The organism is Streptomyces sp. NPDC019443 (assembly GCF_044389785.1).
Lineage (GTDB): Bacteria > Actinomycetota > Actinomycetes > Streptomycetales > Streptomycetaceae > Streptomyces.
In genome coordinates, this window is record NZ_JBIRYJ010000007.1 from 284,902 (window position 1) to 309,889 (window position 24,988).

Genomic DNA, 24,988 nt, shown 5'->3' on the forward strand with positions numbered 1-24,988 from the left:
GGCACACTCCGTGTGAATCAGGAGTACGGGTAGAACCCGGAACCCGTCTTGCGGCCGAGGCGGCCCGCGTCCACCATCCGCTGCAGCAGCGGGGGAGCGGCGTACAGCGGCTCCTTGAACTCCGCGTACATCGAGTCGGCGACCGAGGCGACGGTGTCGAGGCCGATCAGGTCGGAGAGCTTCAGCGGACCCATCGGGTGGGCGCAGCCCAGCTCCATGCCGTTGTCGATGTCCTCGCGGCTGGCGATGCCCGACTCGAACATCCGGATCGCGGAGAGCAGATACGGGATGAGCAGGGCGTTCACCACGAAGCCCGAGCGGTCCTGGGCGCGGATCGGGTGCTTGTCCAGCACGTTCTGCACCACGGCCTCGGAGCGCTTGATCGTCTCCTCGGAGGTGGTCAGCGCCGGGATCAGCTCGACGAGCTTCTGCACCGGGGCGGGGTTGAAGAAGTGGATGCCGATGACCTGGTCGGGCCGGGAGGTCGCGACGGCCAGCTTCACCAGGGGGATGGAGGAGGTGTTGGAGGCGAGGATCGCGTCCTGGCGGGTCACCACCTGGTCGAGCACCTGGAAGATCTCGGTCTTGACCTGCTCGTTCTCCACGACGGCCTCAATGACGAGATCGCGGTCGGCGAACTCCCCGAGATCGGTGGTGAAGCTGAGCCGGTCCAGCGTCGCGTCGCGCTCCTCCTCGGTGATCTTGCCGCGTTCGGCGGCCTTCGAGAGGGAGTTGTAGAGCCGGGTGCGACCGATCTCCAGAGCCTCGCCCGTGGTTTCGGCGACCTTCACCTCGAGGCCGCTGCGGGCGCACACCTCCGCGATGCCTGCGCCCATCTGGCCGCAACCCACGATTCCGACGCGTGCAATGTCGGCCATTGAGTCCGTCACCTCGTGCCTTTCGCTGATCTCTGCGGCAGGCGCTCCCGTATGGTTCCGGTGCCCGCCTCGACCCCACGACGTTACTCCGGGTGCATCTGTGCGCGGTGGCCAGGGGCGGGCATGCTGTGCGGATACGGTGACCGGCACCGAGCGAGAACGGGGTGAGATATGGGGCGTATCGGTAGAAGAGGGTTCGTGCTGACGGCGGCCGGAGTGCTGGCCGTGCTGGCAACGGGCGGCGACGCAGCCGCCCGGCCCCTCGGCTCGTCGGCCGGCGGCGCGCGGCGCCGGCACAAGCCGCTCACGGAGTTCCGCGGCATGTGGCTCGCGACCGTCGCCAATCGCGACTGGCCGTCCCTGCCCGGCCTCACCGCAGACGGGCAGCGCTGCGAACTCCTCGACCACCTCGACACCGCCGTCGCCCGCAAGCTGAACGCCGTCGTCCTCCAGGTCCGGCCCACCGCGGACGCCCTGTGGCCCTCGCCGCACGAGCCCTGGTCGCAGTACCTCACCGGCGTACAGGGGCAGCACCCCGGCTGGGACCCGCTGGGCACCGCCGTGCGCGAGGCCCATCTGCGCGGTCTTGAACTGCATGCCTGGTTCAACCCGTACCGCGTCGCGACCCACATCGACCCGTCCCGTCTGGTCGAGAACCACCCGGCCCGGGTGCACCCCGAGTGGGTTCTGCCGTACGGCGGGAAGCTGTACTACAACCCCGGCATCCCCGAGGTCCGGGCCTTCGTCCAGGACGCGATGATGGACGCCGTCAGCCGCTACGACATCGACGCCGTCCATTTCGACGACTACTTCTATCCGTATCCGGTGGCCGGCCAGGTCTTCGACGACGACGAGACCTATGCCCGGTACGGCGCGGGCTTCCCGGACAAGGCCGCCTGGCGGCGGGACAACATCGACCGGCTGATCAGAGAGATGGCCGACCGGATCAAGAAGGCCAAGAAGGACATCAAGTTCGGAATCAGCCCGTTCGGCGTGTGGCGCAATGCCGCCACCGATCCGCTGGGCTCGGACACCACGGCGGGCGTGCAGACCTACGACAATCTGCACGCCGACACCCGTAAGTGGATCAAGCAGGGCTGGATCGACTACGTCGTACCGCAGCTGTACTGGCACATCGGCTTCGGCCCGGCCGACTACGCCAAGCTGCTGCCCTGGTGGAGCGACGTCGTACGGGGCACGTGCGTCCGTCTCTACGCCGGTGAGGCCCTCTACAAGGCGGGCGACCCTGCCCAGCCCGCTCCCTGGCAGGACCCCGCCGAGCTCTCCCGGCATCTCACGCTGGCGCGCACGTACGCCGAAGTGAGCGGCCACTGCTTCTTCTCGGCCAAAGAGGTCATGACGGACCCGGTCGGGGCGATGGCCAGGGTGGTGGCCGACCACTATCCGACCAGGGTGCTGCCGCCCGCCTGAGGGGCGAGCCGGGTCAGGGGGCTGGTCGAGGGGTCCGGGTCAGGTCTGCTCGTGGTGGCGTACGACAGTGTCGGGGCCGGGAGACAGCAGCGCCTCATGCCCGTCGTCGAAGCGCACGCGGTACGGGGGATTGCCCTTCTGCCCCAGCACCTCGACGACTTCGGCGGTCTTGTCGTGCTGTCCCACGGTCCTGCCGTGTACCAGCAGCGTGTCGCCCACGTTTGCTTGCATCGGGAGTGACCTCCTCGAAGGCGGTGGTCCGTGCTTCGAGTCTACGGCCGGGGCCGGGAGTTGCACCCTCAGCTTCTGGCCCGCTGTGTCACCGCGATGCACACCAGGACGGCCACGGCCGCAACCGGGGCGGCGGGGGAGAGCCGCTCGTGCAGCAGGGACACCGACCAGACGAGGGTGAGCAGCGGCTGAGCGAGCTGGAGCTGGCTGGCCTTGGCGATGCCGATGGAGGCCATGCCCCGGTACCAGACGTACAGACCGAAGAAGGTTGAACCGGCCGCGACCCAAAGCAGTCCGATCACGCCGTGCGCCGTCAGCCGGACCGGCTCGAAGGCCAGGGCGACGGCCGATCCCGCCAGCGCGAGCGGCAGGCAGAGGATCAGTGCCCAGCCGATCACCTGCCAGCCCGGCATATGGCGGGCCAGCCTGCCGCCCTCGGTGTAACCGGCCGCGCAGACCAGCAGTGCGCCGAAGAGATACAGGTCACCGGTCTGGAGCGCGCCGCCGCTCTGCTGCACGGTGAAGGCGATCACCACGGCTGCGCCGGCGAGCGCGGCCAGCCAGAAGGTGCGCGAGGGGCGGCGGCCGGTGCGGACGGCCGCGAAGGCGGCGGTGGTCAGCGGCAGCAGCCCCACCACCACGGCGGCGTGCGAGGTGGTGGAGGTCTGCAGCGCGAGCGTCGTCAGCAGCGGAAAGCCCACCACCACACCGCCGGCCACCACGACGAGGCCCGCCCAGTGCCGGCGGTCGGGGAGCGGTATGCGCATCACCAGCAGAAAACCGCCGGCGATCAGGGCGGCGAGGGTGCTCCGTACGGCGACCAGGGACCAGGGGCCGAAGCTCTCCAGGCCCCAGACGGTGGACGGAAAGGTGAGCGAGAACGCGATGACGCCGAGTGCGGCGAGGAGGGTGCCGCTGCTGACCGCTATCGAGCTGGTATGGGTAGCGCTATCCTGTGCTGTCATGCAAGAGCGTAGCAGTGTGGCGGAATTGGCAAATGCCCTGAAGCGAGAGCTGGACCGCTACTCACCTGGTGGGAAGCTGCCGTCGAGCCGGGCGCTGGTCGAGCGGTACCGGGTCTCGCCGGTGACCGTCTCCCGCGCGCTCGCCCGGCTCGCCGCCGAGGGCCTGGTCGTCACCCGCCCCGGCGCCGGTGCGTACCGGGCGCAGCCCCCTACCGACACCGCCCGGGCGCCAGGGGACACCTCCTGGCAGGAGGTCACCCTCAGCGCGGACACGGCCACCGAGCTGGCGCCGCGCGCCGTGGACGCCTCCGGGGTCCTGGCCACGCTGGCCGCGCCGCCGCCGGGTGTCGTGGAGTTCAACGGCGGCTATCTGCACTCCTCGCTCCAGCCGGAGCGGGCGATGGCCGCCGCGCTGGCCCGGGCGGGACGGCGGCCCGGGGCCTGGGGGCGGCCGCCCACCGAAGGGCTGCTCGAACTGCGCGAGTGGTTCGCCCGCGGCCTCGGCGACAGCATCGGCGCGGCCGACGTACTGATCACGGCGGGCGGCCAGTCCGCGCTGACCACCGCCCTGCGCGCACTCGCACCGCCCGGCGCACCCGTCCTCGTCGAGTCCCCCACCTACCCGGGCATGCTGGCCATCGCCCGCGCCGCCGGGCTGCGTCCTGTGCCGGTCCCGGTGGACCCCCAGGGAGTCCGTACGGAACTGCTCGCCGCCGCCTTCAAGGCCACCGGCGCCCGGGTCTTCGTCTGCCAGCCGCTCTTCCAGAACCCCACCGGCGCGGTGCTCTCGCCCGATCGCCGCCCCGACGTGTTGCGTATCGCGCGCGAGGCCGGAGCCTTCGTCGTCGAGGACGACTTCGCCCGCCGCATGGTCCACGAGGACGCGGGCCCCCTGCCGCGCCCGCTCGCCGCGGACGACAACGACGGCGTCGTCGTGCACGTCAGCTCGCTCACCAAAGCGACCTCGCCCAGCTTGCGGGTGGGCATGCTGGCGGCTCGCGGCCCGGTGCTTGAACGGCTGCGCGCCATCCATGTCGTCGACACCTTCTTCGTCCCCCGTCCCCTCCAGGAAGCGGCTCTGGAACTGGTGGGATCACCGGCCTGGAACCGTCATCTGCGCACCGTGGCGGCCGAGTTGAAGGCCCGTCGCGACACCATGACCGCGGCGCTGCACCTCGGACTGCCCGAGCTGTCCCTCCCCTACATCCCCTCCGGCGGCTACCACCTCTGGCTGCGCCTCCCCGACGGTGCGGACGAGACCACCCTGCTCGCCGCGGCACTGCGCGCGGGCGTGGCACTGGCCCCCGGCCGCCCCTACTTCTGCGCCGAACCTCCGGCCGGACACGTCCGGCTGAGCTTCGCGGGAGTGGCGGGCCCCGCCGAGATCGCCGAGGGTGTACGACGGCTGCGAAAGGCCTGCGACGAGGTGCTGGGCTGAGCGCCGTCAGCCGTCAGCCGTCCGGGACCGGGCGATCATGAGCAACTCGGCCACCATCCCCAGCATCCCGGCCAGGATGGACAAATCCCCCCTTGACCTGCGGGGCTTTCGCATCCACGATCTCGCCATGAGTGTCCGGATCACGCTGGTCGCCGCCGCGCGCAGTTCCTCCCTGCTCACCGAGCGGTTCGATGACGACCGGCCGCTCGACCAGGCCGGCTGGCACGAGGTGCAGCTCAACGCGTACCGGCTGGTGCCGCTCAGTGCCGCCGAGTTGCGCTACTGCTCGCCGACCGCCCGCAGCCGGGCGACCGGCGACGCACTCGGCTTCGCTCCGCTCGCCCAGCCCGCGCTGCGCGACTGCGACATGGGCCGCTGGCGCGGCCTCACGCTCGCGGAGGTCACGGCCCGTGAACCGGCGGCCGTCGACGCCTGGCTCGCCGACCCGCGCTCCGCGCCGCACGGCGGCGAGCCGCTGCTGGCGTTCATCTCGCGCATAGGGGGCTGGCTGGACACGAGGCCCGCCGACGACGGTGCTTCCCTCGTCGCGGTCGCCGAACCCGCCGTCGTACGGGCGGCACTGGTGTACGCCCTCAAAGCGCCGCCCTCGTCGTACTGGAACGTGGACGTCCGCCCGTTGTCGACCGTCTCCCTGACCGGTCAGGCGGGCCGCTGGAGCCTGCGCCTGGAGACGGCCGCCTGATCCCGCGCCTGTGGGTCCACGGCCGAGGGCTGGAGCCGCTCGCCGGGGACGGCCGGCAGGGGGTTTACGGCGCGCAGTCACCTCCGCCGAGCACCTCGAGTCTGCGTCGCAGAAACGCGCGCTCGGCCTCGTTCGCGGTGCGTGCGAGCGCCGCCTCGTACGCCCGGGCCGCCTCCTCGTCGCGGCCCAGCCTGCGGAGCAGGTCGGCGCGGATGGCGTGGAACAGGTGGTGTCCGTCGAGGTCGATGTCGTCGACCAGGGCCAGTGCCGCGGCCGGGCCGTCGTGCTCGGCCACCGCGACCGCGCGGTTGAGGGCCACGACCGGGTTCGGGGCGAGGGCGAGCAGCTGGTCGTACAGCCGGAGGATCTGGCCCCAGTCGGTGCCCGCCGCGATCGGCGCGTCGCTGTGGACCGCGTTGATCGCCGCCTGGATCTGGTACGGGCCGGGCTGATCGCGCCTCAGACACTGGCGGACCAGCGCCTGGCCCTCGGCGATGAGCGCGTGGTCCCACCGGGCACGGTCCTGGTCGGCCAGCAGAACGAGTTCGCCGTCGGGCGTGGTGCGGGCGGCCCGGCGTGAGTCGGTGAGCAGCATCAGCGCGAGCAGGCCCTTGACCTCCGGTTCGTCGGGCATCAGCTCAGCCAGCAGCCGACCGAGGCGAATGGCCTCCGCGCAGAGGTCCTCGCGGACGAGGCGCTCGCCCGAACTGGCTTTGTAGCCCTCGTTGAAGATGAGGTAGACGACGGCGAGCACGTCCCGCAGGCGGTCCGGGAGGTCGGCCTCGCGCGGGACCCGGTAGGGGATGCGCGCATCGCGGATCTTGCCCTTGGCGCGGACCAGCCGCTGGGCCATGGCGGGCTCGGCGACCAGAAATGCGGAGGCGATCTCCGTGGTGGTGAGCCCGCCGAGGAGCCGCAGGGTCAGGGCGACCCGGGATGCGGTGGCGAGCGCGGGGTGGCAGCAGGTGAAGATCAGGCGCAGCCGGTCGTCGTGCACGGGATCCTCCTCCTGGGCCGGCGCGTCGCGGGCGTGCAGCAGCTCGGCCTGGGCATGCCGGTCCTGACGCGATGCCTCCCGGCGCAGGCGGTCGATCGCCCGGTTGCGCGCGGTGGTGATGATCCACCCGGCCGGGCTCGGCGGCACCCCCGCCGTCGGCCACCGTTGCAGCGCCGTGGTGAACGCGTCCTGGACCGCCTCTTCGGCGATGTCGATGTCACCGAAGACGCGGACCAGGACGGCGACCGCGCGACCGTACTCCTCGCGGAACACGCGCTCCGTCACCGACGCGGGCACCTCCGGCATGCCGGATGTCACCCACAGGTTCCGTGCTGCAGCGGCCTGACCTCGATCGGGAGCGTGATCGCCCGGGCGAGCTTGCCGCCCCACTCGAGCGCGGCGTCGAGATCGGGCGCCTGGATGACGGTGAACCCGCCGATGTGCTCCTTGCCCTCGATGTACGGGCCGTCGGTGGTGAGCAGCTCACTGTCCTTCAGCCGCACCACGGTGGCCGTGCTCGGCGGGTACAGGCCGCCCGAGAACACCCAGGCGCCGGCCGCCCTGATCTCGGCATTCACGGCCTCCAGGTCCCGCATGATCGGTTCCAGAACCTCGGGCGGCGGCGGGTCTCCGTCGGGCTGGTAGATGCTGAGCAGGTACTGCTGCATGGCGTCTCTCCTCGGTGTGGTGGCTGGCCTCGTGCCCGCCTCTCACCCTCTATACGAACGGCTTCCGTCCGGATCGACACCGGACACGGCCGGGCCGGAAGATTTCTTCGCGTGGTGGTGGGCGGGGCGGGCGGCGCCGGAAACTGGCTTGCGGGCCTCGGCCGCGCCTGCCACGATCCACGGCATGACTAACGGAAAGGCGGACACCGCCACCCTCCGGTGAGCGCCGTGACGACTCCGCGCGGGACAGTGTTCCGCAGCACGAAACCCCTTCCTCTCGATGAACGCGTGCTGTTGGCGTGCGCCGTACGTGACGAGTGGCTGAGGCACGGCACATCCACACATCCGGCCGACCGGGCGAGAGCCGAGGCCGCTGTCACCGAGCTGTACCGCTTGATCGACGAACCGCGGCCACGGTTCATCTGGGTGTCCTCTCCAACTGCCGCGTTGGCAAGGGTGCTTGACGATCCGGGCAGCTTCACCCCCTCCCGGTTGCGTGCCGGTTCTGCGCCCACGCACGGGGTCGACTGGCCACTCGCCGCCCGGCTGGCGTCCCAGCTGTCGGATCTGCGGACCCGCATGGACGCGCGGATCGGCCGTTCGCCGTCGAGCTGGAGCTGGAGTTCCTCCGGGCTCCGGAGGGCACAGGCCATGTCTCCTGAGGACGCCCTCGAAGCCGACATCCCGCTGGACAGCGTGCTCGATGCCGTAGTGCACGAATCGCTGGGCGCATCGCTGCGCGACGCGTTCCGCAATCGGGTCCGGGCGGCATTGCTGCCCGCGGCAGGCGACTTGCTCGGGCTCACCTGGTACGGCCAGCACGACGCCTACTGGGTCGCCCACTACGACGTGCACGCCCGCATCGGGTCGGCCACCTACCGCGGCGGCGACGCGCACCAACTCGGCCTCTGGGCGGAACTGGCCCGGTCGGCCGGCTGGTGGTGGCCCCACAAGGGGCTGTGCGTCATGGCTGAGCGGCCGACCGAGGTGCACACCGAACCACTGCCCAACGGTCGTCACGGCGAGCTGCGGCTGCACCACGAGGACAGCCCCGCCGTCCGGTTCGCGGACGGCGCGCAGCTGCACGTCCTGCACGGAACCCACGTGCCGGCCTGGGTGCTCACGGACCCGACCGTCGAACGGATCCACCGTGAGACGAACGTGGAAGTGCGCCGCTGCGCCATCGAACGCATCGGCTGGGACTCCTACATCGAACAAGCCGGCCTGCAACTTGTCGCCACGGCCGGCGACCCCGGAAACCCCGGCTCGGACCTGCATCTCTTTCACGTACCTCGTCAGGTTTGGGGCACGCCCGCGCGCGTACTGCTTGTCGTCAACGGCTCCGTCGAACCCGACGGGCGGCGCCGTCGCTACGGCCTGAGCGTCCCCGCGAACATCGACGACCCCGTCACGGCCGCCGGATGGTCCTACGGCCTGACCGGCGCCCAGTACTCCCAGCTTGTCCGGCGCACCTGATCCGCGCCTGCCCGAGCAACTTTCCAGCACTCATCCAGCACTCATCCAGCACCTTTTCCAGCACTCTTCGAGCACCCAAGGTGATGCAAATGACCACGACCATGACCCTTGCCGATCTCACCACCCGGACCGGCCTCGATGTCCTCGACCACCTGGAGCGCGAGGTGACGATCCCCGTCGTCGACGGGCTCCAGGCCCAGGGCGACCTGATCGTCATCCCGCACGCGCTTCTCGAAGGCGTCACGGTGTCGGAGCACGCGCGCCGGCGGGAGGTCCCCTCCGCCGGCATCGAGCTGCTGCGCAGCGCCGCGGGCGGCAACCCGCACACGGTCGCGGCCGACCCCGGCACCTGCTACTGGACCGCCAGGGTCGTCGATCCCCAGGGCCTGGCTCTCGGGATGATCGAGACCACGGCGATCGCCTATCTGATCCACCCGGAACACGGCGGTACGGGTATCGCACCAGGCCGGTATGTGATCCGCCGGCAGCGCGAACGCGGCGAGGGGACAAGCCGGACCAGCGACCGCCTGGTCGCCGACTGATCCGTATCCGTATCCGGTTCCGGCACCGGCACCGGCACGGTCTGGCCGGGCGCGTCGACCACCGCGCCCGGCCGGACTGCCGGCTCCTGGGAAAACTCCGCGCGCAGGCTCATTGACACCCCGCCCACCCCGCCGGACACTCATGCGACTCCGATAGTGAATTGAAGTTCACCAGACGAACCAGCCGCTCGTATCCAGGGACTGATATGACTTCCACCGGCGCGGCGGGCGCACCATCCCCGCTCTCCCACCCTTCTCCGCACACCTTCCGCACAGTGCTTCCCGTCCTCGCTCTGTGCTGGCTGGCCGTCTTCTTCGACGGCATGGACGTCAACATCTACGGCGCCGTCATGCCGCACATGCTCGACGACCCGGGACTCGGCCTGACGCCGTCGAGCGCGGGCACCATCGGCAGCTGGACCACCTTCGGCATGTTGATTGGCGCACTCACCGCCGGGAACATCACCGACTGGCTCGGCCGCCGCCCCATGCTGGTCGGCAGCGTCACCGTGTTTTCCCTCGGGTCCGCGCTCTGTGCGACGGCCGGGTCTCCGGCGCTATTCGGGGCCGGCCGGTTCGTCGCCGGGCTCGGGCTCGGCGGGCTCATGCCGCTGTGTCTGGCCATGGTGATGGAGTTCGCGCCCCCGCGCCGCGCCGCGCTGACCACCGGCCTGCTGATGACCTCGTACCACGCGGGCGGCATGGTGGCCACGGCCCTCGGCCTGACGCTGGCGCCGTCCGCCGGCTGGCGCTGGGTGTTCTGGGCAGGTGTGCTACCCGCGGTGATCGCCGTGCCGCTCCTGCTGATGCTGCTTCCCGAATCGCCGGGCGTCCTGCTCGCGCGCGGCGACCAGGCGGAGGCGGACGCCGTCGCCGACCGGTACGGGCTGCCGCGGCCCACCCTGGTCGAGGCCCCGGCCGCCGGGGCCAAGGGGCGGTTCGACGCGGTACTCGCCCTCTTCAGGCCCGAGGCGCGCTGGGCGACCCCGCTGCTGTGGCTCGCGTCCTTCTGCGGTCTGCTCCTCGTCTACGGCGTGAGCACCTGGCTGCCGCAGATGATGCGCGCCTCCGGCTACGGCCTGTCCTCCTCCGTCAGTTTCCTGCTGGTCATCAACGCGGGCGGCATCGTAGGCATGCTCATCGCGGGCCGCACCGCCGACCGCTTCGGCGCGGTCAGGGTCTCGGCCATCTGGTTCGTCCTCACCGCGGTGGGCGCACTGTTGCTGAAGGGGCACCTGCCGCTGGCGGCGACGTATGTCGTGGTCGCTGTCACCGGCATCTGGCTGTTCAGTGCCCAGGTGATGGTCTACGCGGCCACCAACACCGTCTACCCGGGCAGCGAACGCGCCGCCGGGCTCGGCTGGGTGACCGGCGTCGGCCGGACCGGTGCGGTCGTCGGCCCCTGGCTGGGGGGCGTCTTCGCGGCGGGCGGCCACGAGAGCTGGGGGTTCACGACGTTCGCCCTGACGGGACTGCTCGGCGCCACCGCCATCGCCTTCGTTCCACTCGCGGCCCGGCTCGGCGGACGCCGAAGCACCTCTGCCGGGGCCTCTACGGTGAGCGCGTCGCCCGCCACCGGCCGGTGAGGTTCACGGGGTGAGCCTCACCCGGTGAGGCTCACCCCGGGAGCGGCAACCCCGTGTAGTTCTCCGCCAGTTCGGCCGCGGCGTGCGGCGAGGCCGCCACGCGGTCGAGCTGGGAGAGCTGCAGACGGGTCTCGAACGCGGACTGGGCCGGATCGGTGTGCAGCATCGTGGTCATGAAGTACGAGAAGTGCTCGGCCCGCCAGACGCGGCGCAGGCACGTGTCGGAGTAGGCGTCGAGCAGTTCGGTGGAGCCGGCGTCCCGCTCGTTGATCAGCGCGCGGGCGAGGACGATCACATCGGCGGCGGCCAGGTTGAGACCCTTGGCACCGGTCGGCGGGACGATGTGCGCCGCGTCGCCCGCCAGGAACATCCTCCCGTACCGCATCGGCTCGGTCACATGGCTGCGCATCGGCAGGACCGCTTTGCCGGTGACCGGGCCACGCTCCAGCTTCCAGCCGGGATCGGCGTCGGTGGCGAAGCGGGCGTCCAGCTCGTCCCAGATCCGCTCGTCGGACCAGTCGGCCGGGTCGGTGCCGCCCGGGACCTGCAGGTAGAGCCGGCTGACGGACGGGGAGCGCATGGTCGCCAGCGCGAAGCCGCGCCTGGAATGCGCGTAGATCAACTCGTCGTACACGGGCGGGGCTTCGGCGAGGATGCCCAGCCACGAGTACGGATAGACCCGCTCGTACGTCGTCCGTACGGACTCGGGGACGGCGCCTTTGGCCACCCCGTGGAAGCCGTCGCACCCGACGACGTAATCACAGGTCAGAGTCTGCTCGCGGCCTTCGTGTACGTACCGGACGGAGGGCCTGTCGGTGTCGGCGCCGTCCACGCCCCGCACTTCGGCGTCGAACAGCAGCGGCCCGCCGTCGGCGAGCTGGAGCGCTATGAGGTCCTTGACCACCTCGGTCTGCGCGTAGACCATCACGCTCCGGCCGCCGGTGAGGGCGGGGAAGTCGATGCGGTGGGAGCGGCGGTCGAAGCGCAGCTCGATGCCGTCATGGGGCATGCCCTCGCGGTCCATGCGTTCCCCGGCGCCCGCGGCGCGCAGCGCGTCGACGGTGGCCTGTTCCAGGATGCCCGCCCGCTGCCGCCGCTCGACGTAGCCGCGGTCGCGGCGCTCCAGGACCACGCTGTCGATACCGGCGTTGTGCAGCAGCCGGGCCAGCAGCAGGCCCGCGGGGCCGCCGCCTATGATGCCGACGGTGGTGTGCATCAGTGTCCTCCAGGTGTGTCGGCAGGTGGTGACTCGGCCGCGGTGCCGGCCCGGACGGGTGCGAACGAACCGGCGTCGTCCGGGTCTTGGCATTACCTCTCCAGTACGAGAGCCAGGCCCTGCCCGACGCCGATGCACAGCGCCGCGAGGCCTGTCCCGGAGCCCGCTGCGGCGAGCTGGTGGGCGACGGCTCCCGTGATCCGGGCGCCCGAGGCGCCGAGCGGATGGCCGATGGCGATGGCGCCACCGCGCGGATTGACGATCTCCGGGTCCAGTCCGGGCCACTGGCTGAGACAGGCGAGCGCCTGGGCGGCGAAGGCCTCATTGAGTTCGACGGTGTGCAGCCCGCCGAGGCCGCGCCCGGCCTTCTTCAGCGCGCGCTGTACGGCTTCCACCGGTCCCGCGCCGAAGTACTGGGGCTCGATGCCGGTGACGGCCGAGGCACCGATCCGCGCGAGCGGCTCGCGGCCGGTGGCGCGCAGCCCGTCCTCGTCCACGAGCAGGAGGGCTGCGGCGCCGTCGTTGAGCGGGGACGAGTTGCCCGCCGTGACCGTGCCGTCTGCCCGGAACACGGGCTTCAGCTTGGCCAGCGCCTCTGGCGAAGTGGCGTCCCTGATGCACTCGTCCCGTGCCAGTTCCACGCCGTCGACGGGGACGACCTCGCCGTCGTACAGCCCTTCCTGCCAGGCGCGTGCCGCCTTCCGGTGGCTGGCCAGGGCGAAGGCGTCCTGCGCCGCGCGGTCGATTCCGTAGCGCTCGGCGACCAGTTCGGCGCCCTCGCCGAGGGGGACCGTCCACTCCTCGGGCATGCGCGGGTTGACCATCCGCCAGCCGAGGGTGGTCGAGTACATCTGCTGATGCCCGGCGGGGAAGCCCCGTTCGGGCTTCTGCACCACCCAGGGGGAGCGGCTCATCGACTCGACGCCGCCCGCGACGGCGATGGACGCGTCGCCGGCCGCTATGGCGCGGGCCGCCTGGATCACGGCCTCCATGCCGGAGCCGCAGAGCCGATTGACGGTGCTGCCCGGCACGGTGACGGGGAGCCCGGCGAGCAGCACGGCCATGCGGGCGACATCGCGGTTGTCCTCGCCCGCGCCGTTGGCGTTGCCGAAGAAGACGTCGTCGATCCGGGCCGGGTCGAGGTCGGGCGTACGGGAGACGAGCGCGCCCAGCACACCGGCGGCGAGGTCGTCGGGGCGTACACGGGACAGGGCTCCGCCGTACTTCCCGATCGGCGTACGGACGGCGTCGACGACGTAGACGTCACGCGGGCGGCCGGTCATGTCAGCTCCTTGCACGGGTGGTGTCGGTCAGGGGTGCGGCTGTCTTTTGCCGTACGTCGTCCGGGGTGACTCCGGGAGCCGTCTCGACGAGTACCAGTCCCGTGTCGGTGATGTCGAGGACGCCGAGGTCGGTGATGACGCGGTGCACGCACGCGGTGCCGGTCAGCGGGAGGGTGCACTCCTGGACGATCTTCGGGGAGCCGTCCTTGGCCACATGGTCGGTGAGGACGATCACCCGGCGGGCGCCGTGGACCAGATCCATCGCCCCGCCCATACCCTTGATCATCTTTCCGGGGACGGACCAGTTGGCGAGATCGCCGGTGGCGGACACCTGCATCGCGCCCAGGATCGCGGCATCGATATGGCCGCCGCGGATCATGCCGAAGGAGAGCGCGGAGTCGAAGTACGCGGAGCCGGGCAGGACGGTGACGGTCTCCTTGCCCGCGTTGATCAGGTCCGGGTCGACCTCGTCCTCGTAGGGGTACGGGCCGACGCCCAGGATGCCGTTCTCCGAGTGGAGCACCACATCCACGCCGCGTGGCAGGAAGCCCGGTACCCGGGTGGGCAGCCCGATCCCGAGGTTGACGTAGGAGCCGTCGGTCAGTTCGGCGGCCGCGCGGGCGGCCATCTGGTCGCGCGTCCAGGCCATCAGGTTCGCACCGTCTTCCTCTCGATGCCCTTGGCCGCGGCCTGTTCGGGGGTGAGCGCCACCACGTGCTGGATGAAGACGCCGGGCAACTGGACGGAGTCCGGGTCCAGCTCGCCGGGCTCGACCAGTTCCTCGACCTCTGCGATCGTGATCCGCCCGGCCATCGCGGCGAGCGGGTTGAAGTTGCGGGCGGCCTTGTTGAAGACGAGATTGCCGTGCCGGTCGCCCCTGGCCGCCCGTACGAGCGCGAAGTCGGTGGTGATGCCGTACTCCAGGACATGCTCGCGCCCGCCGAAGACGCGGATCTCCTTGGTCGGGGATGACAGCGCCACCGCGGCTGCCCCGGCCTCCGGCCGGGAGGAGCCGCCGGGGGTGTAGCGCCAGGGCAGTCCGCCGTCGGCGACCTGGGTGCCGACACCGGCCGGGGTGTAGAAGGCGGGTATGCCGCAGCCTCCCGCGCGCAGCCGTTCGGCGAGCGTGCCCTGGGGTACCAGCTCGACCTCCAGCTCGCCACCGAGGTACTGGCGGGCGAACTCCTTGTTCTCGCCGATGTACGAACAGGTGACGCGGGCGATCCGGCCTTCGGCGAGCAGAACGCCGAGCCCTGCGCCGTCCACGCCGCAGTTGTTGGAGACCACGCTCAGTCCGCCGGCCCCCCGCGCGTGCACCGCCTCGATCAGTGTGCTCGGCACTCCGCTGAGGCCGAAGCCGCCGACGGCGAGCGACGCATGGTCCGCGATGTCACCGACTGCCTCGGCCGCGCTCTGTTTGACTTTGTCCATGGAGGGATTCCTTGTCGCACACCGACGGGGGTACGGAGTGTTCCGCTCGTTCGTCAGATGAACTAGAGTTCATTAACTGCCCTGAGTGTGCGTTCACCCGCCACGTGTGTCAACGCCCATGCTGTGCGAGTACCGCGAGATCCGTACCGGAGAGCCGATGACAGCCATGACGTTGACCGATGCCTCGCCGCCGGCCGAGGCCGTCGGCCCGCTGATGCGCGGGATCGCCGTACTGCGTGAAATCAGCGACGCGGGCGGCCGGACGAGCCTCAGCGACCTCGTCCGCACGACCGGCCTCGCCCGCTCCACGGTGGACCGCATCGCCGCCACCTTCGCGCGCATGGGGTACCTCCGGCTGGACAGCCACTCCGCCGCCCTCACCCCACGCCTGATGGAACTGGGCAACGCCTATCTGGCGAGCCTCCAGCTGCCCCGGCTGCTCGGCCCGCTCGCCGAACAGCTCGCGGAGGAACTCGACGAGTCGGTGTCGCTGGCCGTGCCCGACGGCGACGGCATCCGCTTCGTGCACCAGACCACCCGCCGCCGAGCGATGTCGCTCACCTTCCGCATCGGCGACCTGCTGCCCGCCGAACGCACCGCGCCAGGGCCGCTGTTCGCGGCAGGCTGGAGTGAGCAGGAGTGGGTACGGTGGCGCGAGCGCCGGGCGGCCGACCCCGAGGACCGCGGCTTCCCCGCAGTACCGCCGCGGACCGCAACCGATGGCGGGCCCGGCCTGGAAGAGCGTGCGGCCCGGGCGGGCAAGCAGGGCTGGGCCCTGGACGACCAGTTGATCGAGCCCGGCCTGATCGCACTCGCCGTGCCCGTGCACAGCCCTGACGGCCAGGTCGTATGCGCCGTGAGCGCGGTCAGCCACACCAGCCGGCACAGCGTCGGCTCACTGCGGCAGTCACTGCTGCCCCGGGTGCGCAAGGCCGTGGCCGCCATGGAACGGGAGCTGCGGCAGGCCCGCCCCGCACCGTCGGCGCCCCCGGCGGGACTCGCGGCCTGGACCACCGCCTCCAAGCAGGAGCTCGGCGCGGAGTTCGTGGAGTCCCTGGCCCGTGGCCTGACCGTACTGACCGCCTTCGGCGAAGGCAGGCCGGAACTGTCGCTCACCGCCGTCGCCGAGGCCACCGGACTCGCCAGAGCCACCGCCCGGCGTGCCCTCATCACCCTCGAGCACCTCGGCTACGTCGCCTCATGGGACCGGACCTTCCGTCTCACCCCACAGGTACTGGCGCTCGGCTGTCCGCCGCTGTCCAGTACGACACTCCCCGACATCGCCACACCGCATCTGGCCGCGCTGGTCCAGACTGTGCATGATTCCGCGTCCCTGGCGGTGCTCACCGGCGACGACATCCAGTACACGGCGCGTGTCGCCACAGGCCGCATCATGAGCGTCAACATCACGATCGGCACCCGCTTCCCCGCCTACGCGGCCTCGATGGGACGGGTGCTGCTGGCGGACCTGCCGCCCAAGGACCGGGCCGCCTGGCTGGCCCGTACCGAACTGCGGGCCCTGACCCCGCGCACGGTCACCGCCCCGGCGGAGCTCGCCATGCTCCTGGACCGTGTGGGGCAGGAGGGGTACGCCCTGGTCGACGAGGAACTGGAAGAGGGTCTGTGCTCCCTCGCCGTACCGGTGCGCGACCGTGCGGGGCGGGCGGTGGCCGCCGTCAACGTCGCCATGCACAGCAGCCGGCGCACCGCCGCGCAGTGTCTGACCGAGGTGCTCCCGGAGCTGCGGGCCACCGCCGCGAGGATCGAGGCAGACCTCCATGTCGCCGGGCGCTTCACGCATATCCCGTCTGCCTGATGTCCGGGAACGAACCTGACGTCCGGGAACGAAGACGGAACCGCCCCGGCCGGGCGTGATGCCGGCCGGGGCGGAACAGGTACAGGTGCGGGTGCGGAAGGAGGGCGGTCGTCTGCACCCTCCCCCTTCCGCAGCTGTCGCGTCAGCCGAGGGTCGCGATGGCCTGGTTGAAGGTCGTCGACGGGCGCATGACGGCCGAGGCCTTCGAAGCGTCGGGCCGGTAGTAGCCGCCGATGTCGGCCGGTGAGCCCTGCACCGCGAGCAGCTCGTCGAGGATCGTCTGCTCCTGCTCGGTCAGCGACTTGGCGAGGGCGGCGAACGCCTCCGCGAGCTGTGCATCCTCGGTCTGCTTCGCCAGCTCCTGCGCCCAGTAGAGCGCCAGGTAGAAGTGGCTGCCGCGGTTGTCGATGCCACCTACCCGGCGGCTGGGCGACTTGTTCTCGTTGAGGAAGCTGCCGGTCGCGCGGTCGAGCGTGTCGGCGAGAACCTGAGCGCGTGCGTTGCCCGTGGTCTGCGCGAGGTGCTCGAAGCTGACCGCGAGCGCGAGGAACTCGCCCAGGCTGTCCCAGCGCAGGTAGTTCTCCTTGACGAGCTGCTGGACGTGCTTGGGCGCGGAGCCGCCCGCGCCGGTCTCGAACAGTCCGCCACCATTCATGAGCGGGACGACCGAGAGCATCTTCGCGCTCGTGCCGAGCTCGAGGATCGGGAACAGGTCGGTCAGGTAGTCGCGCAGCACGTTGCCGGTGACCGAGATCGTGTCCTCGCCCCGGCGGATGCGCTCCAGGGAGAAGGCGGTCGCTTCGACCGGCGACATGATCTCGATCTGCAGGCCCTCGGTGTCGTGCTCGGCGAGGTAGGTCTTGACCTTCTCGATGAGGGTCGCGTCGTGCGCGCGGCCCTCGTCCAGCCAGAACACCGCCGGCTCGCCGGTCGCACGGGCGCGGGTGACGGCGAGCTTGACCCAGTCCTGGATCGGCAGGTCCTTGGTCTGGCACATGCGGAAGATGTCGCCGGCGCCCACCACCTGCTCGAGCACGACGTTGCCGCCCTCGTCGACGACCCGCACCGCGCCCGGGGCAGGGATCTCGAAGGTCTTGTCGTGGCTGCCGTACTCCTCGGCCTTCTGCGCCATGAGGCCGACGTTGGGCACCGAGCCCATCGTCGACGGGTCGAAGGCGCCGTTCGCGCGGCAGTCGTCGATGACGACCTGGTAGATCCCGGCGTAGCTGCTGTCGGGGAGGACCGCGAGAGTGTCGGCCTCCTGGCCGTCCGGGCCCCACATGTGACCGGAGGTGCGGATCATGGCCGGCATGGAGGCGTCGACGATGACATCGCTCGGTACGTGCAGGTTGGTGATGCCGCGGTCGGAGTCGACCATTGCCAGTGTGGGGCCGTCGGCGATCTCGGCCTCGAAGGACGCCTTGATCTCCGCGCCCTCGGGCAGCGACTCCAGGCCCTTGAGGATGGCGCCGAGTCCGTCGTTCGGGCTCAGGCCGGCGGCGGCGAGCGCCTCGCCGTGCCCGGCGAACGTCTTGGGGAAGAAGGTCCGCACCACGTGTCCGAAGATGATCGGGTCGGAGACCTTCATCATCGTGGCCTTCAGGTGCACCGAGAACAGCACGCCCTCGGCCTTGGCGCGTGCGACCTGCTCGTCAAGGAACGCGCGTAGGGCCGCCACGCGCATGACGGACGCGTCCACGACCTCGCCCGCGAGCACGGGAACCGACTCACGCAGAACGGTGGTGCTGCCGTCGTCCCCCACGTGCTCGATGCGCAGCGAGCCGGCCTCGGCGATGACCGCGGACTTCTCGGTGGAGCGGAAGTCGTCGGCGTCCATGTGCGCGACGTTCGTCTTTGAGTCGGACACCCACGCGCCCATCCTGTGCGGGTGCGCCTTCGCATAGTTCTTCACCGACGCCGGCGCACGGCGGTCGGAGTTGCCCTCGCGCAGCACCGGGTTGACGGCACTGCCCTTGATCTTGTCGTAGCGCGCACGGACGTCCCGGTCCTCGTCGGACTTCGGGTCGTCCGGGTAGTCCGGCAGCGCATAGCCCTGCTGCTGCAGCTCAGCGATCGCAGCCTTCAGCTGCGGAATCGAAGCCGAGATGTTCGGCAGCTTGATGATGTTCGCCCCGGGAGTCTTGGCCAGCTCGCCGAGCTCGGCCAGTGCGTCATCGACGCGCTGGCTCTCCTCAAGACGCTCAGGGAAGCTGGCGATGATCCGCCCCGCCAGAGAGATGTCACGGGTCTCGACACTGACCCCGGCGGTCGAGGCGTACGCCTGGACGACAGGCAGGAACGAATGCGTCGCCAGGGCGGGCGCCTCGTCAGTGTGTGTATAGATGATGGTCGAGTCAGTCACCGGGTGCTCCGCTCCACGTCTGCAACATTGCTCGACATCAAGATATCTCGTGACCCACCCCCTCTGGACAGGGCCCTGCCCCACCGTGGCGGGCGGCACGGAGGTCGGGCCGCCCCGTGGTGGCATGGATGTCGGCGGAATGACTGGCTTAGCCCGGCCTTTCGTCATTCAGTAGCATTTGCAGGGATTTATCGAGCCGAATCTGCCTGGTCTCCGGCGTGAGCGCCTGAAGTAACCGCAGGATGACCAGGTAGCGCCCTGTCTTGTCGAGCGCCTCGAACGCCTTCTTGGCCTCAAGGTTCGCATCGAGCGCCGCCGCGAGGTCGGGTGGCACCGTCGCCGTCCTCTGCGACTCGTAGGCCCCTGACCATCGCCCGTCCTCCTGCGCCCTGCGCACCTCGGCCAGCCCGGGTTCGCGCATCCGCCCCGTGGCCGTCAGCATCGCGACCTTGTCCACATTCACCTGCGACCACAGGCTTTTGGGCCGGCGTGGCACGTACTTCTGCAGGTAGTACTGCTCGTCGAAAGACCGCCGTTGCCCGGAGATCCAGCCGTAGCACAGCCCGATGTCGACAACCTCGTCGTCAGTGACCGTCGGAATGCCGGACTTCTTCTTGGCCATCTTGATCCACACACCCTCGTGGCGCGTGTAATGCCCGGCCAGCCAGTTCTCGAACGCCTCGGCGTCCGGGAAGGCGATGATCTCCACTCCGTCGAGCTCATCCATGCGGCTCAGGCTATCGCCCGCATGGTCGGCGCCGGCTGAGTGCCGCAGGCCGACGAGGCCCGGCAACCGGCGCGCCGGATGCCGGGCCGACGACGGCCACGGCTGCGCGAGCGGGACCCTGGAGGGAGACGATGGGGGAGGCAGAGCCACGCAAGCCGAGCCGCGGGCTCGGGTCGGCGCCCTGACACCACAGGGTGGCGGCGCGTGCAGTGAGGAGGGCCTGGGATGTGTGCAGCCGAGTCCTTCCGGGGCGGTCCAGACACGGTGAGCGTCGCTCCGACCGCGTCTGGCGGCCTCCTCGATGTGCTGAGCGTGGCGGCCGTTCTCCTCGATGCCGAGGGCAGGATCGATCTCTGGAGCCCGCAGGCCGAGGACCTGTTCGGCTACAGCGCCGAGGAGGCCCTCGGCGAGTTCGCAGGCCACTTGCTGATCCATGAGGAGCACCAGGAGGCCGTGCTGAACCTGTTCGCCCACGTCATGGAAGGTGGCGGCAGCTGGGCCGGAGTCTTCCCCGTCCGGCACAAGAACGGCAGCACCCGGCTGGTGGAGTTCCGCAACATGCGGCTGCAGGACGACCAGGGGGACCACTACGCCCTGGGTCTGGCCGCGGACCAGGCGACGCTACGGCAGGTCGAACGGGACCTGGCACTGTCCGCCCGACTGGTGTCCCAGTCGCCGATCGGACTGGGTGTACTGGACACCGACCTTCGGTACGTCTCGGTCAACCCGGCGGAGGAGCGGATGAACGGCGTGCCTGCCGCCGAGCATGTGGGCAGGCACGTCCATGAGGTGCTGCCCTTCTTGGACGAGTCCTTCGAAGCGACGATGCGCAAGGTTTTGGCTACCGGCACCCCGGTCTCTGACCAGTACACCGTCGGCCGCACCCCGGCCGACCCGGACAACGAGCATGCCTGGTCGATCTCTTTCCACCGGCTCGAAGCTCCCAACGGAAAGGTGCTGGGGGTGGTGACCTCCAGCGTGGACGTCACCGAGCGGCACCGTGCCGTCCAGCAGCAACGCCGCATCGTTCTCACCCTCCAGCGCAGCCTGCTGCCCCACCCGCCACCGCAACGGCCGGGGCTGGTTGTCGCGTCCCGGTACCTGCCCGCCCAGGCAGCCAGCGAGATCGGCGGCGACTGGTTCGACGTCATTGCGCTCGGGGGCGACAAGACCGCCCTCGTCGTCGGAGACGTCATGGGCAGCGGCGTCAGCGCCGCCGCCACCATGGGCCAGCTCCGCACCGCCACCCGCACCCTGGCCGGCCTCGACCTCGACCCCGTCCAGGTTCTCCAGCACCTCGACCACATCACCGAGGACCTGGAGCAGGACACCATCGCCACGTGCGTCTACGCCGTCTACGACCCGCACGGCGCGCAGTGCCGCATCTCCCTCGCCGGCCACCTGCCCCCAGCCCTTCTTCGCCTTGACGGAAAGCACGAACTGCTCGAGCTGCCCACCGGAACCCCGCTGGGCGTCGGCGAGGGCGACTTCCACACCACCACACTCCCCCTGCACCCGGGCGACCAGCTCGTCCTGTACACCGATGGGCTGGTCGAGAGGCGCGACCGGCCCATCGACGCATGCCTGGCCAACCTGCTCGCCCTCCTGGACGACCCCCACCGCTCCCTGGACGAAACCTGCGAGTTGCTCCTGCACACCCTGCGCCACCCCGGCGACCACGACGACGTCGCGCTGCTCATCGCGCGAGTCCTGCCCTCCGTGCTCAGCCGCACGCCCCGGTCGGAAGACACGTAGCAGTTCTTCATCAGTGCCGGTGCCGGCCGCTGGGGAGCCGTACGGCTTCCAAGTCCTGGGCGACACTGGGCGGGTGATTGTCGAACGCGCGTATGCCCATCTCTCCTCGTACGACGACGACTCCTGGCCCTGGTCGGTGCCGTGCGTCCGGCAGCTGCTCGACGAAGGGCTGCGCTTCACCGCGCCGGTGACCTTTCTGGTCGGTGAGAACGGCTCGGGGAAGTCGACTTTGGTCGAGGCGCTGGCGGAGGGGTTCGGTCTGGACTCCTACGGCGGCTCCCACGACTGGCCGTACGCCTCCCCGCGTGGCAAGTCGGCGCTCGGCGAGCGGATGAGGTTCGACGCGGCCGCGCGCGGGCGCCGCATGGTGACCAGCTGGTCGGCCCGCAAGGGCTTCTTCCTGCGGGCCGAGACCGCGCTGGACGCCCTGGACAGGGAGGGGTTCTCGCCGGACTCGGTCAGCCATGGTGAGGGCTTTCTCGCGGCGTTCCGGAGGAAGTTCCTCCATGCCGGGCTCTATGTCCTGGACGAGCCGGAGGCGGCGCTCTCGTTCTCCTCGTGCCTCGAACTGATCGGGCACATCGACCGGTTGACCAAGGAGGGCGGCCAGGTCATCTGTGCCACGCACTCCCCACTGCTGACCGCCCTGCCGGGCGCGGACATCATCGAGGTCGGCGAGCACGGTATGCGGAGGGTCGCCTGGCGGGAGCTCGGTGTCGTGGACCACTGGCGCCGCTATCTCGCCGACCCGCACGCCTATCTGCGGCACATCGTCGAGCCGTAGGCGGGTGACTGAGCGCTTCGCTTGGCGGGTTTCGCCAAGCGAAGCGCTCAGCTTCAAAAGACCGGGTGTGGCCGTCTGCGAGGCGACTCGCCGTGTCGAGCGGCTCGGACGAAGCGGACCCCGGCGGCGACATCCGCCGGGGTCCGCGAGAGCCTCGGTCAGGTGCCGACGTAGGCCGCGAGGTGCTCGCCGGTGAGGGTGGAGCGGGCGGCGACGAGGTCGGCGGGTGTGCCCTCGAAGACGATCCGGCCGCCGTCGTGGCCGGCGCCGGGGCCGAGGTCGATGATCCAGTCGGCGTGCGCCATGACCGCCTGGTGGTGCTCGACGACGATGACCGACTTGCCGGAGTCGACGAGCCGGTCGAGCAGGCCGAGCAGCTGCTCGACGTCGGCGAGATGCAGGCCGGCGGTCGGCTCGTCCAGGACGTAGACGCCGCCCTTCTCGGCCATGTGGGTGGCCAGCTTGAGCCGCTGCCGCTCGCCGCCGGACAGCGTGGTGAGCGGCTGGCCGAGGCTGAGGTAGCCGAGCCCGACGTCGGCGAGCCGGCCGAGAATGCGCTGCGCGGCAGGCGTGCTCGCCTCGCCGGAGCCGAAGAACTCCTCGGCCTCGGTCACCGACATCGCGAGCACCTCGCTGATGTCGCGGCCGCCGAGGTGGTACTCCAACACCGCTGGCTGGAACCGCTTCCCCTCGCACTCCTCGCAGGTGGTGGCGACGCCGGCCATCATCGCCAGGTCGGTGTAGATGACGCCGGCGCCGTTGCAATTGGGGCAGGCGCCCTCGGAGTTGGCGCTGAACAGCGCCGGCTTCACGCCGTTGACCTTCGCGAACGCCTTGCGGATCGGGTCGAGCAGTCCGGTGTACGTCGCCGGGTTACTGCGCCGCGAGCCCTTGATCGCCGCCTGGTCGACCGAGACCACACCCTCGCCGGCGGGGATCGACCCGTGCACGAGCGAGCTCTTGCCGGAGCCGGCGACGCCGGTGACGACGGCAAGCACCCCGAGCGGGATGCCGACGTCGACGCCCTGCAGGTTGTGCGTCGTCGCGCCCCTGATCTCCAGGGTGCCGGTGGGCTTCCGCACCGTCTCCTTGAGGGCGGCCCGGTCGTCGAAATGGCGGCCGGTGATGGTGCCGCCGGCCCGCAGCCCCTCGACGGTGCCCTCGAAGCAGACGGTGCCGCCCGCCGTACCGGCGCCGGGGCCGAGGTCGACGACGTGGTCGGCGATCGCGATCGTCTCCGGCTTGTGCTCCACGACGAGCACCGTGTTGCCCTTGTCCCGCAGCCGCAGCAGCAGGGCGTTCATCCGCTGGATGTCATGGGGATGCAGGCCGATGGTGGGCTCGTCGAAGACGTACGTGACGTCGGTGAGCGAGGAGCCGAGGTGGCGGATCATCTTGACGCGCTGTGCCTCGCCGCCCGACAGCGTGCCCGACGGCCGGTCGAGCGCGAGGTAGCCGAGGCCGATCTCCACGAACGAGTCGAGGGTCTGCTGCAGCGCGGTGAGCAGAGGCGCCACCGACGGCTCGTCGAGGCCGCGGACCCATTCGGCCAGGTCGCTGATCTGCATCGCGCAGGCGTCGGCGATGCTGATCCGCTTGATCTTCGACGACCGGGCCTCCTCGGTGAGCCGGGTGCCGTCGCACTCGGGGCAGGTGGTGAAGGTGACGGCCCGCTCCACGAACGCCCGGATGTGCGGCTGCATCGCCTCCTTGTCCTTGGACAGGAACGACTTCTGGATCTTGGGGATCAGCCCCTCGTAGGTGAGGTTGACGCCGTTGACCTTCACCTTTGTCGGCTCGCCGTGGAGGAAGTCCTGCATCTCCTGCTTGGTGAACTTGCGGATCGGCTTGTTCGGGTCGAGGAAGCCCGACTGGGCGTAGAGCCCCACGGTCCACTGGCTGTCCGACTTCCAGCCGGGAATGGTGAACGCGCCCTCGGCGAGCGACTTGGAGTCGTCGTAGAGCTGGGTGAGGTCGATGTCGGAGACCGTGCCGCGGCCCTCGCAGCGCGTGCACATGCCGCCGGTGCGGTTGAAGGTCGCTTTCACGGCCTTCTTGGCACCGCGCTCGACGGTGATCGCACCGCTCGCCCGGACCGAGGGGACGTTGAAGGCGTACGCCCCGGGCGGGCCGATGTGCGGTTTGCCGAGTCTGCTGAAGAGGATGCGCAGCATCGCGTTGGCGTCGGTGGCGGTGCCGACCGTGGAGCGGGGGTCGGCGCCCATCCGCTGCTGGTCGACCGTGATCGCGGTGGTCAGCCCTTCGAGTACGTCGACCTCGGGCCGCGCCAGCGTCGGCATGAAGCCCTGCACGAAGGCGCTGTACGTCTCGTTGATCATCCGCTGCGACTCCGCGGCGATCGTGTTGAACACCAGCGAGCTCTTGCCCGAGCCGGAAACGCCGGTGAACACCGTCAGCCGGCGCTTCGGGATCTCGATGCTGACGTCCTTGAGGTTGTTCTCGCGCGCGCCGTGCACGCGGATCAGTTCGTGGCTGTCGGCAGCGTGCAGCGCAGGCGACTGCGTGTCCGGCCTCGGGGCCATGCTCATCGTGTCTCCATCTGTTGGGCGGGGCCGCCTTCGCGGTCTCCGTCGGCGTCGCCTGGCTAGATCTGCCCAGCTGCGGGCAGTACGTCTGGTTCTACTTCGTCGGCGCGGTCGCTGCAACGGTCCGCTGTCCACCTGATCGGCGGTGCCGGC

The 24,988-nt window shown here is 70.4% G+C and carries 21 protein-coding genes; 9 read left to right on the forward strand and 12 right to left on the reverse strand.

The genetic code is table 11. The features are described 5' to 3' along the window. Window positions 1–17 precede the first annotated feature (17 nt). Window positions 18–878: a 3-hydroxybutyryl-CoA dehydrogenase gene (locus ACH492_RS23810; protein WP_398989630.1), complete on the reverse strand. Its 861-nt coding sequence runs from the start codon at window positions 876–878 to the stop codon at window positions 18–20. 171 nt (window positions 879–1,049) lie between these two features. Between ACH492_RS23810 and ACH492_RS23815 the strand changes: the two genes are divergently transcribed. Then, the gene (locus ACH492_RS23815) at window positions 1,050–2,309 is read left to right on the forward strand and encodes a glycoside hydrolase family 10 protein (protein ID WP_398989631.1); all 1,260 of its coding nucleotides are present in this window, start codon (window positions 1,050–1,052) and stop codon (window positions 2,307–2,309) included. 39 nt (window positions 2,310–2,348) lie between these two features. On the opposite strand, the gene ACH492_RS23820 is transcribed toward ACH492_RS23815, so the two are convergent. Continuing rightward, window positions 2,349–2,540, reverse strand: coding sequence for a DUF1918 domain-containing protein (locus tag ACH492_RS23820; protein ID WP_307664545.1), 192 nt, complete (start codon window positions 2,538–2,540; stop codon window positions 2,349–2,351). 68 nt (window positions 2,541–2,608) lie between these two features. Continuing rightward, entirely contained in the window at window positions 2,609–3,505 is an 897-nt protein-coding gene (locus tag ACH492_RS23825; RefSeq protein ID WP_398989633.1) for a DMT family transporter, read from the reverse strand. Between ACH492_RS23825 and ACH492_RS23830 the strand changes: the two genes are divergently transcribed. Together ACH492_RS23830 and ACH492_RS23835 are read left to right on the forward strand one after the other, a co-directional pair. Continuing rightward, the gene (locus ACH492_RS23830) at window positions 3,504–4,943 is read left to right on the forward strand and encodes a PLP-dependent aminotransferase family protein (protein WP_398989635.1); all 1,440 of its coding nucleotides are present in this window, start codon (window positions 3,504–3,506) and stop codon (window positions 4,941–4,943) included. The two genes, ACH492_RS23825 and ACH492_RS23830, sit on opposite strands and share 2 nt — an antisense overlap. Window positions 4,944–5,070: 127 nt before the next feature. Further along, window positions 5,071–5,646 carry a histidine phosphatase family protein gene (locus ACH492_RS23835; RefSeq protein WP_398989757.1) on the forward strand — a complete coding sequence of 192 codons (576 nt, stop codon included), beginning with the start codon at window positions 5,071–5,073 and terminating at the stop codon, window positions 5,644–5,646. Between the two features lie 64 nt (window positions 5,647–5,710). Here ACH492_RS23835 and ACH492_RS23840 read toward each other — a convergent pair whose 3' ends face one another. Then, window positions 5,711–6,949 (reverse strand): RNA polymerase sigma factor, encoded by a 1,239-nt coding sequence (locus ACH492_RS23840; RefSeq protein ID WP_398989758.1) that lies wholly within the window; start codon window positions 6,947–6,949, stop codon window positions 5,711–5,713. An 8-nt stretch (window positions 6,950–6,957) separates the two neighbouring features. Next, window positions 6,958–7,311, reverse strand: a complete 354-nt coding sequence (locus ACH492_RS23845) for a YciI family protein (RefSeq protein ID WP_398989637.1) — start codon at window positions 7,309–7,311, stop codon at window positions 6,958–6,960. A 228-nt stretch (window positions 7,312–7,539) separates the two neighbouring features. Between ACH492_RS23845 and ACH492_RS23850 the strand changes: the two genes are divergently transcribed. The 3 genes from ACH492_RS23850 to ACH492_RS23860 all read left to right on the forward strand — a co-directional run bounded on the left by ACH492_RS23850 (window position 7,540) and on the right by ACH492_RS23860 (window position 10,915). Next, window positions 7,540–8,787 (forward strand): DUF6745 domain-containing protein, encoded by a 1,248-nt coding sequence (locus ACH492_RS23850; protein ID WP_398989639.1) that lies wholly within the window; start codon window positions 7,540–7,542, stop codon window positions 8,785–8,787. Window positions 8,788–8,876: 89 nt separating this feature from the next. Then, entirely contained in the window at window positions 8,877–9,329 is a 453-nt protein-coding gene (locus ACH492_RS23855; protein WP_398989641.1) for a hypothetical protein, read from the forward strand. Between the two features lie 206 nt (window positions 9,330–9,535). Next, entirely contained in the window at window positions 9,536–10,915 is a 1,380-nt protein-coding gene (locus tag ACH492_RS23860; RefSeq protein WP_398989643.1) for an MFS transporter, read from the forward strand. Between the two features lie 31 nt (window positions 10,916–10,946). On the opposite strand, the gene ACH492_RS23865 is transcribed toward ACH492_RS23860, so the two are convergent. The 4 genes from ACH492_RS23865 to ACH492_RS23880 form a co-directional block, all read right to left on the reverse strand. Next, a complete protein-coding gene (locus ACH492_RS23865; RefSeq protein WP_398989645.1) occupies window positions 10,947–12,131 on the reverse strand; it encodes a 4-hydroxybenzoate 3-monooxygenase in 1,185 nt (394 codons plus the stop codon). A gap of 92 nt (window positions 12,132–12,223) precedes the next feature. Further along, on the reverse strand, window positions 12,224–13,414 hold the full coding sequence (locus tag ACH492_RS23870; RefSeq protein WP_398989647.1) for a thiolase family protein: 1,191 nt from the start codon (window positions 13,412–13,414) through the stop codon (window positions 12,224–12,226). Between the two features lies 1 nt (window position 13,415). Further along, on the reverse strand, window positions 13,416–14,063 hold the full coding sequence (locus ACH492_RS23875; RefSeq protein WP_398989649.1) for a CoA transferase subunit B: 648 nt from the start codon (window positions 14,061–14,063) through the stop codon (window positions 13,416–13,418). Further along, entirely contained in the window at window positions 14,063–14,845 is a 783-nt protein-coding gene (locus ACH492_RS23880; protein ID WP_398989651.1) for a CoA transferase subunit A, read from the reverse strand. Before ACH492_RS23880 ends, ACH492_RS23875 begins: the two co-directional genes overlap by 1 nt. 157 nt (window positions 14,846–15,002) lie before the next feature. Here ACH492_RS23880 and ACH492_RS23885 point away from each other — a divergent pair, with 157 nt between their 5' ends. Then, window positions 15,003–16,661, forward strand: coding sequence for an IclR family transcriptional regulator C-terminal domain-containing protein (locus ACH492_RS23885; protein WP_398989759.1), 1,659 nt, complete (start codon window positions 15,003–15,005; stop codon window positions 16,659–16,661). A 142-nt stretch (window positions 16,662–16,803) separates the two neighbouring features. On the opposite strand, the gene ACH492_RS23890 is transcribed toward ACH492_RS23885, so the two are convergent. Together ACH492_RS23890 and ACH492_RS23895 are read right to left on the reverse strand one after the other, a co-directional pair. Further along, a complete protein-coding gene (locus ACH492_RS23890) occupies window positions 16,804–19,023 on the reverse strand; it encodes an NADP-dependent isocitrate dehydrogenase (protein ID WP_398989653.1) in 2,220 nt (739 codons plus the stop codon). A 148-nt stretch (window positions 19,024–19,171) separates the two neighbouring features. Next, on the reverse strand, window positions 19,172–19,750 hold the full coding sequence (locus tag ACH492_RS23895) for a YdeI family protein (protein WP_398989655.1): 579 nt from the start codon (window positions 19,748–19,750) through the stop codon (window positions 19,172–19,174). Between the two features lie 225 nt (window positions 19,751–19,975). Here ACH492_RS23895 and ACH492_RS23900 point away from each other — a divergent pair, with 225 nt between their 5' ends. Together ACH492_RS23900 and ACH492_RS23905 are read left to right on the forward strand one after the other, a co-directional pair. Further along, window positions 19,976–21,505 (forward strand): SpoIIE family protein phosphatase, encoded by a 1,530-nt coding sequence (locus ACH492_RS23900; protein WP_398989657.1) that lies wholly within the window; start codon window positions 19,976–19,978, stop codon window positions 21,503–21,505. Window positions 21,506–21,578: 73 nt separating this feature from the next. Next, window positions 21,579–22,289, forward strand: a complete 711-nt coding sequence (locus ACH492_RS23905) for an AAA family ATPase (RefSeq protein WP_398989659.1) — start codon at window positions 21,579–21,581, stop codon at window positions 22,287–22,289. Window positions 22,290–22,447: 158 nt separating this feature from the next. Here ACH492_RS23905 and ACH492_RS23910 read toward each other — a convergent pair whose 3' ends face one another. Then, complete coding sequence (locus ACH492_RS23910) at window positions 22,448–24,838, reverse strand: ATP-binding cassette domain-containing protein (protein ID WP_398989661.1); 2,391 nt, start codon at window positions 24,836–24,838, stop codon at window positions 22,448–22,450. Between the last annotated feature and the right edge of the window lie 150 nt (window positions 24,839–24,988).